This is a genomic window from Protofrankia sp. CiP3 (assembly GCF_917627345.1).
Classification (GTDB): Bacteria; Actinomycetota; Actinomycetes; order Frankiales; family Frankiaceae; genus Protofrankia.
The window spans coordinates 1-10,120 of record NZ_CAKJTM010000137.1; the positions used below are offsets into that span (position 1 = coordinate 1).

9 protein-coding genes are annotated in these 10,120 nt (G+C 70.5%); 4 read left to right on the plus strand and 5 right to left on the minus strand.

Features of this window, described 5'->3' with window-relative positions; genetic code table 11:
- On the plus strand, window positions 1–2,024 hold a 2,024-nt coding region (locus MJ797_RS24155; protein WP_239341578.1), incomplete at its 5' end, for a CHAT domain-containing protein.
- Window positions 2,025–2,221: 197 nt separating this feature from the next.
- Here MJ797_RS24155 and MJ797_RS24160 read toward each other — a convergent pair.
- Window positions 2,222–2,539, minus strand: coding sequence for a CATRA system-associated protein (locus tag MJ797_RS24160; RefSeq protein ID WP_239341580.1), 318 nt, complete (start codon window positions 2,537–2,539; stop codon window positions 2,222–2,224).
- A gap of 58 nt (window positions 2,540–2,597) precedes the next feature.
- On the opposite strand from MJ797_RS24160, the gene MJ797_RS24165 reads away from it, so the two are divergent.
- Complete coding sequence (locus MJ797_RS24165; RefSeq protein WP_239341582.1) at window positions 2,598–4,391, plus strand: CATRA conflict system CASPASE/TPR repeat-associated protein; 1,794 nt, start codon at window positions 2,598–2,600, stop codon at window positions 4,389–4,391.
- Between the two features lie 302 nt (window positions 4,392–4,693).
- Window positions 4,694–4,876 carry a DUF397 domain-containing protein gene (locus MJ797_RS24170; protein ID WP_308128367.1) on the plus strand — a complete coding sequence of 61 codons (183 nt, stop codon included), beginning with the start codon at window positions 4,694–4,696 and terminating at the stop codon, window positions 4,874–4,876.
- A gap of 465 nt (window positions 4,877–5,341) precedes the next feature.
- On the opposite strand, the gene MJ797_RS24175 is transcribed toward MJ797_RS24170, so the two are convergent.
- From MJ797_RS24175 to MJ797_RS24190, 4 genes are all read right to left on the minus strand, one after another.
- Window positions 5,342–6,820, minus strand: a complete 1,479-nt coding sequence (locus MJ797_RS24175) for a tyrosine-type recombinase/integrase (protein WP_239341586.1) — start codon at window positions 6,818–6,820, stop codon at window positions 5,342–5,344.
- A complete protein-coding gene (locus tag MJ797_RS24180; RefSeq protein ID WP_239341588.1) occupies window positions 6,795–7,136 on the minus strand; it encodes a hypothetical protein in 342 nt (113 codons plus the stop codon). Before MJ797_RS24180 ends, MJ797_RS24175 begins: the two co-directional genes overlap by 26 nt.
- 440 nt (window positions 7,137–7,576) lie before the next feature.
- Window positions 7,577–8,311: a TRM11 family methyltransferase gene (locus MJ797_RS24185; protein ID WP_239341590.1), complete on the minus strand. Its 735-nt coding sequence runs from the start codon at window positions 8,309–8,311 to the stop codon at window positions 7,577–7,579.
- On the minus strand, window positions 8,304–8,933 hold the full coding sequence (locus tag MJ797_RS24190) for a hypothetical protein (protein WP_239341592.1): 630 nt from the start codon (window positions 8,931–8,933) through the stop codon (window positions 8,304–8,306). Before MJ797_RS24190 ends, MJ797_RS24185 begins: the two co-directional genes overlap by 8 nt.
- 351 nt (window positions 8,934–9,284) lie before the next feature.
- Between MJ797_RS24190 and MJ797_RS24195 the strand changes: the two genes are divergently transcribed.
- Window positions 9,285–10,052 carry a hypothetical protein gene (locus tag MJ797_RS24195; protein WP_239341594.1) on the plus strand — a complete coding sequence of 256 codons (768 nt, stop codon included), beginning with the start codon at window positions 9,285–9,287 and terminating at the stop codon, window positions 10,050–10,052.
- The last annotated feature ends 68 nt before the right edge of the window (window positions 10,053–10,120 follow it).

A 10,120-nucleotide genomic window follows, 5' to 3' on the forward strand; every position in this document is an offset into this window, starting at 1 on the left:
ACCTGTCCAACCTCGGTGCCGCCCTGCGCATCCGGTTCGAGCGGACCGGCGCCCAGGCCGACCTCGACGACGCCGTCGATGCCGTCGACGCCTGTCGGGCCGCCGTGGCTGCCACCCCCACCGACCACCCCAACCGCGCCATGTACCTGTTCAACCTCGGCAATGCCCTGCAGACCCGGTTCGAGCGGACCGGCGAGTTGGCCGACCTCGACGACGCCGTCGATGCCGGGCGGGCCGCCGTGGCCGCCACCGCCTCCGACCACCCCGACCGCGCCGGACGCCTGTCCAACCTCGGCCTCGCCCTGCGCACCCGATTCGGGCGGACCGGCGCCCAAGCCGACCTCGACGACGCCGTCGACGCCGGCCGGGCCGCCGTGGACGTCGAGGTGGCGCCGCCGCGAGTACGGGCGACAGCGGCCCGCGGCTGGGGACGCGCCGCCGGCACCGGAGGCCGATGGGCAGAGGCGGCGGCGGGGTTCGACGCCGCGGTCGACCTGCTGGCACGGGTCGCGCCGCGTAGCCTCGTGCGCGCCGACCAGGAGCACCTACTCGCCGAGACGGCCGGGCTGGCCGCGGACGCGGCGGCCTGCTGCGTGCGCGCCGGCCTGACCGAGCGGGCCGTGGAGCTGTTCGAGCAGGGCCGGGGCGTGCTGCTCGGGCAGGCGCTGGACACCCGCACCGACCTGACCGCGCTCGCCGAAGGCCACCCGGAGGCGGCTAGGCGCTTCACCGACCTGTGTGAGGACCTCGACCGAGTCCACGAGCCCATCGTGCCCGGGACGCCACCGCGGGTGGCCTCCGGAGCCACCGCCGCTGCGGCGCGGGCGCGGCGGGAGGCTGCGGTCGCGGAGTTCGACCGGCTGATCGCTGGGATCCGCGAGCTGGGCGGCTTCGAGGACTTCCTGCTGCCCCCGCCGGTGGCGCAGCTGCGGGCGGCGGCCACCGGCGGCCCGGTCGTAGTCGTCGCGGTCTCCTCCTTCGGTTCCCACGCCCTGGTACTGACCAGCGCGGGTGTCGATCCGGTGCCGCTGCCCGGCCTGACGCCGGAAGTCGTCTACGAGCGGGTGGTCGGCTTCCTTGACGCCCGCGCCGCCATCGGTTCGCCCGCCACCGGGGCGGACGCCGAGCGGCGGCTCGACGAAGTCCTCGGCTGGCTGTGGGACACCCTGGCCCACCCTGTGCTCGACCGGCTGGGCATCCACGGCCCGCCCGAAGAAGGGGAACCGTGGCCGCGGATGTGGTGGTGCATCTCGGGGCTGCTGTCATTCCTCCCGGTGCACGCCGCCGGCCACCACGACACCCGGCACTACCCGGCCACGGTGATCGACCGGGTGGTCTCTTCCTACACCCCGACGATCCGCGCGCTGACCCACGCCCGCCACCCACTCTTGGACGACAAGAGCGGTAACACGGCCGGTGCCAGGGGCCGGGTCTTGGCGGTGGCCATGGGGCACACCCCCGGTGCCGCCGACCTGAGCGGCGCCCATGCCGAGGCCAAAGGGCTCGCCGAGCGCCTTCCCGGCCAGGTCAGGGTGTTTACCGGACCGGAGGCCACCCACGAGGCGGTGCTGGCCGCCCTCCCGGGCGCGCGGTGGGTTCATTTCGCCTGCCACGGGATGGCCGACCCGGCCGACCCCTCGGCCAGCCACCTGCTCCTGCACGACCACCAGACCCGGCCGCTGAGGGTGGTCGACGTGGCCCGGCTGCGCCTGGACGGCGCCGAGTTGGCGGTCCTGTCGGCCTGCGCGACCGCCCGGCCCGGGGGGCGCCTCACCGACGAGGCGATCCAGTTGGCCTCGGCGTTCCAGCTCGCCGGCTACCGGCACGTGGTGGCTACGCTGTGGCCGGTCCGGGAGTGGCCCACGCGCAGGGCCGTGGCCACGTTCTACGACCGTCTCGCTGTGGCCGGCGAATATCGTGTCGACCGTTCACCGTTCGCCCTGCACGACGCGACCCTCTACTTACGAGAACGGTATTCGGACCGCCCATCGATATGGGCAGCGTTCGTGCACGCCGGCAGCTGAACCTGAACGCCGTCCGGAGGGAGACGGTTCGCAGGGCGTTGACGGCCGTTGGCCGACGATCTGCCCTTCGCGAGCGGTGCATAGATCGACCGGCAGCGGCGAGCCGAGCACCGCTCGGGCGTGGATGCCATCAGGGGCGATGACGGCAGCGCCCACCGAGAGTCATGCCGGCATCGAGACGGAGCGAGGCCGGTCGGCTACTTGCTGCCGATGTTGTGGATGGTGTCGTTGAGGATATCCCGTGTGGGAGGTGGAGGCGGCGTCTTGGAGTCCTTGCCGGCGTCGTTCGCGCGCTCCGCACTGAGGGCCTCAAGATCGGACGTCGCGCGCCGGAACGCCTTGCCGTCCCCGGCATCCCAGGTGGCCTGCAACCTGGTGAGCACCTCGTCGAACTCGCTCCACCATTCCGTGGTGGCCGTCCAGTCGTGCGCGTCGCGCAGCACCTCGAGCGCCTCGTCACGGGCTTGGTCGTCGACCGAGGCCAGCGCCGACGTCTCGTGATTGTCCATCCTCATGGAGGAAGATTACCGTCAGGACAACCAGCATCCGGCCTACCACCATTCGGGGGGACAGGTGCCTGACAGTAGTGTCCGGTTGCTGGTCGCGCCGGAGCTCGCGGTGCACGTCTTCGCCCCCACCGGCGGGCCGCACGCGGAGGATCTCTACGTCTACCTCCGCCATCTCTGGCAGGGCTGCCGCGACCAGTTCGGCATGAAATCCTCGATCATCACTCTCGGCGTCCCACCCAACCCACCCCAGCAACACCAGCCGGACGCCACCCGGGTCCAGGCAGGGCTCGCGGCACAACGCCACACCGGTAGCGGGGTGTTCCAAAGCCTGCTCCGCCGCGAGCACGACGTCCTGTGCCTGTCGGTGATGCTCGCCCCGCCCCCGGAGGCGGGCGTCCCCTGGACCGAACTCAGCCGGATGTGGGTGCAGGTGAGTGAGCCGGTTCCAGACGGGCTGCTCGGCACCGCCGAGCTCCACCTCGCCCGGCTGGCCGACCCCGAGCAGGGCCGAGTCGAGCCGACCGCCACGCTCGGCGCCGCCTGCCGAGAGCTGCTGCCCGCCCCCGCGCCGCACCCGGACTTCGACACCCGGGGCACGGCGACGGCCGGTGGCTTCGCGGTGTGGGAAGCCGACTGCGAAGAAGAGGCGCGGTTGCGCCGACGGATCGTGGTGGTCGCCGCGCACGACCGTGACGCCGAGCTCAGCTCCTGGACCTGGACCTGGACCCGCGGCGGTGCCCACGGCCTGACCGTCACGCCGTTCGCCAAATACCTCATGCACGCGGCCAAACTGCGCTACCACCTGCGCGTCTGGGCGGGCGGGGCGCCGGTGCGCGCCCTGCGCCGCGACGCCGACCGCGCCGTCGCGGGCGCGGCCGGACTGCTCGACGACAGCCGCCAGGACGCCGCCTCCGCCTCGCCGCACGATGCCGGGCAGTGCCTGGCCGTCCTGCGCCGTGAGGAATACCGGCTGGCCACGGCCGCCGCCGACCTGCGGGAGATGCGCCGCTCCGTCGAGGTCGCGACCGCCAACATGGCCGGCTACGCCTGCCCGGCGCCGAGCCGGGACGCGCAGCCGGGCGCCGGGGGCGACCGGGGGCTGTTCGCCGACGACCGGGGGCTGGCGAGCTGGTTCGCAAGCCAACTCGACGACGACCATTTCTACTTGGCCACGGCACTGGACCGGGTGCGGGACACCCTGGGCACGGCTGCGGCACTGACCGGCGTGCGGGCCGCAGAGCGCCCAGGCGGGCAGGCGTTCGCGCCCGGCGAGGACGTCGTGTTGACCGGCCTGGAGCGGGTGAGCCTGCTGCAGGAATTGGCCCGTACCCTCCCGACCGACGCCGCCGCCGAGACCGTGCTCTCCCTCATCGGGTTTGGGCGGGAGGGGCGCCCCAACCTCGACATGGTGTCGCCAAGGTCGGGGTGGGCCGAAATCCTCGACGAATGCGATCACGGCGCAGTCCGCGCCCCCTACCGGCGTATCCTCGCCGCGGCTCTGGCCCGATACCCCCACAACACGGTCTTCCGTGAGCTGGCACAGCGTCACGGCATCGAGGTACCAGAGTTCGACGATCCCGCATCCCACCGTTACCCACCGCCAACGGCGGGTGGCCTATCCCTGGCCACAAGCCGCGAGTCTGTCATCAACCAGCACAAAACAAAAGGTGATTACATGCGTGAGGTCGATGCCCGTGGTGAGGGCCAAGCGGTGTTGACCGTGCTCGACACGCGCGGCGTGCATGTGCCTGAGGGCATCCGTGAGGAGATCCTCGCCTGTACCGATCTGGCCCAGCTCGGCACCTGGCTTCGTCGTGCCGTCACCGTGTCCACTGCCGAAGAGGTCACCAGCCCATAGGGTTCTGTCGCAGATCTTGTGCTTGGACGTCCGGGCCCGGGCTTCAGGTCGTCAGGAGTACCTGCTTCCGCAAGAGATCCACAGCTGTGAAGGGCGAGGCGGGCACGTCTGCTCAACAGCGCTGGCGGGCCGGACCTCGCTGAACGACACCGTAATGGCCGGCGCTTGGCGGTGACCGACCTCTACCTGCTCGACAAGTAGCGCCCTTGCCCGAGGGCCCGGCAGCCAACCGTGCGGGCGGCGTTGGAGCGCCCGCGGCTCCGATGTGATCGAGGCCAGCACGGCTCAGGCCGTTGAATGGATTGTTCCGGCAGAAGTCCAGCTTCAATAACGGTGCCGGGGGCATGTGCGTCGAGGCCGGCGCGCATGACGGCGGGGTAGTCGTCCGCGACTCGACGAACCCCGACGGGCCTGTGCTGTCGTTCTCCCGCGCCGCGTGGGCGGCGTTCGTCGACGGTGTCGAGAACGGGGAACTCCGTTTCTGACACCGATGTAGCCGCCCCTGGACGATTTAGAGCGCCCGGCAATAGGGACGCGGCGTCGCGGGGCTGGGGCACGCACCTCGCTGCGTTGTCGTCGGTCGACACCCCAAAGACCAGGGTGGCTCCCTCCTCCGCCTTGCGATGTACGCACCCCAGCCCCGCTCCTTGATCCACGCCCCTATTGCCGGGCGCTCTTAGCAACTCTCCCGGACGAGTAGCGCCTGCCTGGCAATTATCAGGCAGGTCGGAATCTCGGACAAGATTCAACCCGTTTGGATAGATATATTCCAGGGAGTCGGGAGACCCGCGTCTCGTGGCTGTCACCCAACCCGGTAGGTGCACGCACAACCAGTGCCATCCACACAGGAAACCCCAGGCCGCACACGATCGATTGCCATCATCGCGGGGAAACCTACAAAGGTCCGGGCCGTGGGGTGTCTGCGGGGCCGCGCCGGGCTGCCGCCTGGGTCAGGGGGCAGGGCGTTCATCGTGTCGTGGGTGGCGGGTGCGGGGGACGAGACGGGCGACGTCCTCGGCGATGGCGCTGGCGAGTTCGGGCAGGAGATGGGTATACGTATCGGCGGTCAGGGTGATCGTTGCGTGGCCAAGTAGTTCTTGGACGGCTTTGAGGTCGGCGCCGGCGGCGAGAGCGAGGGTCGCGGCGCCGTGGCGGAGGTCCCGCAGTGTGATCGGTGGCAGTTCCAGGGCGTCGGCGATCTCGTGGAACAGGTCGCTGATCTGGCTGGGGTGTAGCGGGTGGCCGTCGGGTTGGGTGAAAACGAGGTCGGTGTCGGGCCAGTCGGCTCCGCATGCGACGCGTTCGGCGTCCTGCCGGGCCTGATGGGCGTGGAGAATCGTCATGGTCGCGGTGTCGAGGGAGACGGTGCGGTCACCGGCGTCGGATTTCGGCCGGTCCATTTCGGTGGCCCAGCCCAGTTGCGCGATCTGCCAGCGGATGTCGATGGTGGCGTGGTCAAAATCAAGGTCGGCCCAGTGCAGGGCGCAGGCTTCACCACGGCGCAGGCCACGGTAGGCGATGAGCCGGAACAGCGGGTAGAGACGGTGGCTGGTGGCGCGGTCGAGGAACGCACCGATCTGGGCGGGGGTCCACACCATCACCGGTGAAGGGATGTCCCCGGTCTTGCGCCAGCGGGCTTCGCGCTGGGGGGTCCACAGGAGAGCTTTGGGGCGTTTCCCGGAGGGGAGTTCGACGTGGGCGGCGGGATTGTGCGTGAGGAGGCCGCGTCTGATTGCGGTGTTCAGGGATGCGCGCAGGACCGCGCGGATGCGTTGTTTGGTGGCGTTCCCGGTGAGCCGCTGCCCGCGGACGGACAGCCGGACGTCGGGGTCGGTGGAGGCGCGGGCGGCGCGGATGGTGCTGTTACGGGTGTCGATGGCGGTGAACAGGGTGTCGAGGTGGGCGACGGAAAGCCGGTCGAGGCGGATGTCACCGATCGCGGGCTTGAGATGATAGGTGACATACGAGGTGTAACCAAGCAGGGTGGATCTGCGGATGGTTTTCCGGCCGGTGAGCCACTGGTCGAGCCATTGCCCGACGGTCATGGTGGGGCTGAGGTCGGCGTTGCGGTGAAAACGCCGGTGGGTGTCCTCGATTCCGGGTAGGGGTTGTTTCCGGCGGTTCGCGGTGGCGATGAGGTCGGCGATACGGCGCCGGCCGGTGTCATCGTCGTCGCTGGGAATCGCGAGCAGTGCCTGAATGTGGGCGATCTGCGCTTGGGCGGCCTGCTGGGTGGGGAAGCCGCCACGGCGGGCATACCGGCGGCGCCCGTCGGGATGCGGGGGGAGGTCGATGGCGTAGTACCAGCTGCCGTGGGTGGGATTCCATCCGCCGCTGGTGCGGCGCAGTTTCGGGCAGGTTCTTCCCTGTTCTCTGCCGTTGTCGTCCCGGCAGCTGCATCGCTTATAGCTGGTTCCCTCTTTTTCCATGACCGGTTGCCTTTCTCGGGTTGGTGTGGTGGGGCGGCCGGGTTGGTATATCTGTGTATCCATGAAGGCTCGACCCATCGTTTTCTGTCAAGCGAACACCGCCGAATTCTTTATCGATACCGAGAAAGTCAAGAAGTGGCACCACCGGGACGATGTAGCGGTTTCCGACCCGGCGGACGGGAACCGGGAAAGCGCCGGTCCGGGCGAGGGCGTAGCTTTTCGTGCGGCCGATCCCGAGGATCTGCCCGGCTGTGGTGAGGGTGGTGGTGGACCCGAGCGCGATGACACGGTCAGCGGTCCAGGAAGAGTAGGGCACGAAAGGCTCCTGTCGGTGGAAGACATAGACCGGGGCCCGGCCCGGTGCGGGCCACACATCCAGGGGCCGTGCGCCACGGGCGACGACAGCGCCCCACGGGGACGGCCCGGGCATGCCGACGGACGGGCCGGGACAAGCCACCTCAGAAGCGCGCGGGCCACTGGTCGATGTGGGGAAGCTATCGGCTCGGCGCCCGCTCCGGCGTCGTCCCGGCAGCCCGAGCGGACAGGACCGTACCCCTCGGGGGTGGCGTTGTACCGGTCGTCGCCCGCCTGTGTCCGCGGTGCCGGGTCTGACGCTCGTTGCCTGTGCACATTCCGTCAGACATTCGTCAGACGTCCGTCAGGGCGCGTCAGACGGGGTTGATCGAAAGCGTGTCAGATTGGTGTTTCTCCAGGTCACCGGCATGTCAGATCGGCCGGCGGCGGGCTGGGCGCCCCTCATGTGGCCCGCCGGCCAGGGCCGGATCCGTCCAGCCGGCGCAGAAGGAGGACGTCCTCATGGGCAACGACGTGCAGTGGAATGCCGGCGTCGCGGGCCGCCCGGGCGTTGTGCAGAGCGAAGAACGTGGTCCGCGGAATCAGGCGGGTGCCGCGCAGCCCGGCGAGCAGCGCGACAGCACGGTCGGCGCGGACCAGGCCGGCGTGGCGGGCGAGGTGGCGGGCGAGGTTGCCCGCGCCGTGACCGTACTGAAAGTCGCGTTTGTGGACGCCGCGGCTGCGGTCGGCGTGGACTTGGCCGTGGGTGGCTTTCCCATACGGCGGAGAGGTCAGGACCAGCGCCACCGTTCCGGCCGCATCCGCCGGGGCGATCGCGGGCAGCCCGCGGGCGTCAGCGGTGATGATGCGGATCGTTCCCGGGGCGCCCTGGCCGGCGGCGAGAGCGGCGTTGGCACGGGCAATCGTGGCCCAGCGGGGTTCATATTCCACGCCGATGGCATGACGGGCGAGGTGCGCGGCTTCCACACAGCTGGTCCCAATGCCACACATCGGATCAAGAATCAGATCGCCGGGCCGGGTGAACGTCGCGATGATGTGACGGGCGAGCGCGGGCAGCATTTTCGCCGGATGGGCGGTGGACGCCGGACTGTACCGGTGGGCGCGTTGGCGACGGGGGTGCTGCTGACCGGTCGCCCACACCGACAGCGGCCGGATCGGCTGCCGCGGGTCAGGCACGGCGGCCACCGGATGTGGTGAACACGGCCAGGTCGGTGTGAACCGGGATAAGGAACCGGCCGTCGACGGGAAGACCGGCCACCGGCGGAGCAAGCCGATCGTCGGTGACCGGGGCGGTGACGACAACGATGTGCTGGAGGTAGCGCAATCCGGCGCCGCGGGCGGCGGTGATGGTGCGCGCGAGACCATCCAACTGGGGGCGGACGGGTGCGATAACGACGAGGAATATGCCGCCGGGTCGGAGGATTCCCCGTACGTGGATGTAGTCAGCCAGGAAAGGATCGGGGAAATCATCGACGGTGGCGTCGACCATGTCCGGCTGGTAGTCGATGACCAGCCCGGCTGTGTGACAGGGAAAGCTGCCACCGGCCGGCGTCACCATGCCGGTGCCGGTGTGGCGGGCGGTGGTGTGGAGACGCCGGTGGAGATAATCCGCGGCGGCGTGCACGCCGGGCGGGCCGTCGATGGTCACGATCGCCTCGTTCGGCTGGCTGAACAAGGCGATCGCCCGGAGCAGCGTGGAGGGGGACAGACCGGGCGGCGGCGTGGTTTCCCCGAGCCACACCGTCAACGGGACGTATTGCTGCTCATCGGCCCGTTGTTCGGGCAGCGGTGCGGACATGACTGTCGCTCCTTTCAACCGGGGATCCTGCGGGCCGACGACACAGCTTCCGCGGGCTTTGCACCGTGCGGAACGCGGACAACGGCCGGCATTCACTAGGGACGGATCGCAGTGAAACAGAACCGGTCTGACGGCCGTCTGACACCCGTGCGCACGGGGAAACTCCGGCGGATGGCAGCGTAATCCGTCAGCTATCCGTCAGTGCACCGTCAGGGCAACGGCAGTGCACCGTCCGGTCGCGGCGCGCGCCGGCCGAGCAGCGTCAGATTTCCGTCAGATGGCTGTCAGGTGGGGTGTGGCGTCCTGGGTTCCGAAAGGTGTTGTCGGCACCCGCGTGAAAGGACACCGCCCATGACCCGCTCCGCACCTTCTTTTCCGGTGGACGGTTCGGTGCTCGATACCGCCGAGGCGGCTTTTTCCACACTGACCGCCGCGCCCGGCGGCCTGGCGGTCGATGGGGCCGTCATGCACCCGGGATTGCCGCAGCGGCGTGTCGGATTGCGGGAACTGCGGGTCCTGCTGGCCCATCCCGCGATCCCGGCCGCGGCCCGCCATACGGTGTGGACCCATCTGGTGGGCCGACGGGACGAGCCCGACTGGCAGATCGGCGCGGTCGGGGTCGCGATGCCGCTGCTGCGGCGGACCGCGGGCCGCCTCGCCGCCGGCAACCCCGGTGATCCCGCCGATCTCGACGCGGAGATCCTCACCGGTTTCCTCACCGGGCTACGACGGATCTCCCTGTCGGCACCACGCCTGGAAGTGCGGTTGGCGTGGGCGGCGTACCGGGCCGGGCTGGCCGAGGCCCACCGCCACGCCCCCGCACAGCCCGGCGGCGGCAGCGCACTGGCCGTGGCGGCGGCGATGCCACCGGCCCCGTGGGGCGCACCCCGGAACGTGCTCGCCCAGGCGGTGGTCGCCGGTGTACTCAGCGCCGCCGACGCCGACCTGATCCAGGCAGCCCGGCTCGACGGCATCCCGCTGGCCGATCTGTCCGCCGCTCCCAGCGCGGACACCGGGACGGGATCGGGCGAGGAGCTGGCGGTGCGCCTCGCCCGGGCCGAAGCCCGCCTGGCCCGAGCAATCCTGACTGGCCGGGTCGGGGTGCGGTTGCCATGCTGACCCGACAGCCCCCCGCCGGCCGCCGGCCCCGCGGGTGCCGGGCCGTGTCCGCCCGCCGGAGCCGGAGC

What these genes read in the sequence shown, in the direction of transcription:
- MJ797_RS24160 (WP_239341580.1), bottom strand. Translation starts at nt 2,539, where the DNA reads ATGAGGATGGACAATCACGAGACGTCGGCGCTGGCCTCGGTCGACGAC.
- MJ797_RS24175 (WP_239341586.1), bottom strand. Translation starts at nt 6,820, where the DNA reads ATGGAAAAAGAGGGAACCAGCTATAAGCGATGCAGCTGCCGGGACGAC.
- MJ797_RS24190 (WP_239341592.1), bottom strand. Translation starts at nt 8,933, where the DNA reads ATGTCCGCACCGCTGCCCGAACAACGGGCCGATGAGCAGCAATACGTC.
- MJ797_RS24195 (WP_239341594.1), top strand. Translation starts at nt 9,285, where the DNA reads ATGACCCGCTCCGCACCTTCTTTTCCGGTGGACGGTTCGGTGCTCGAT.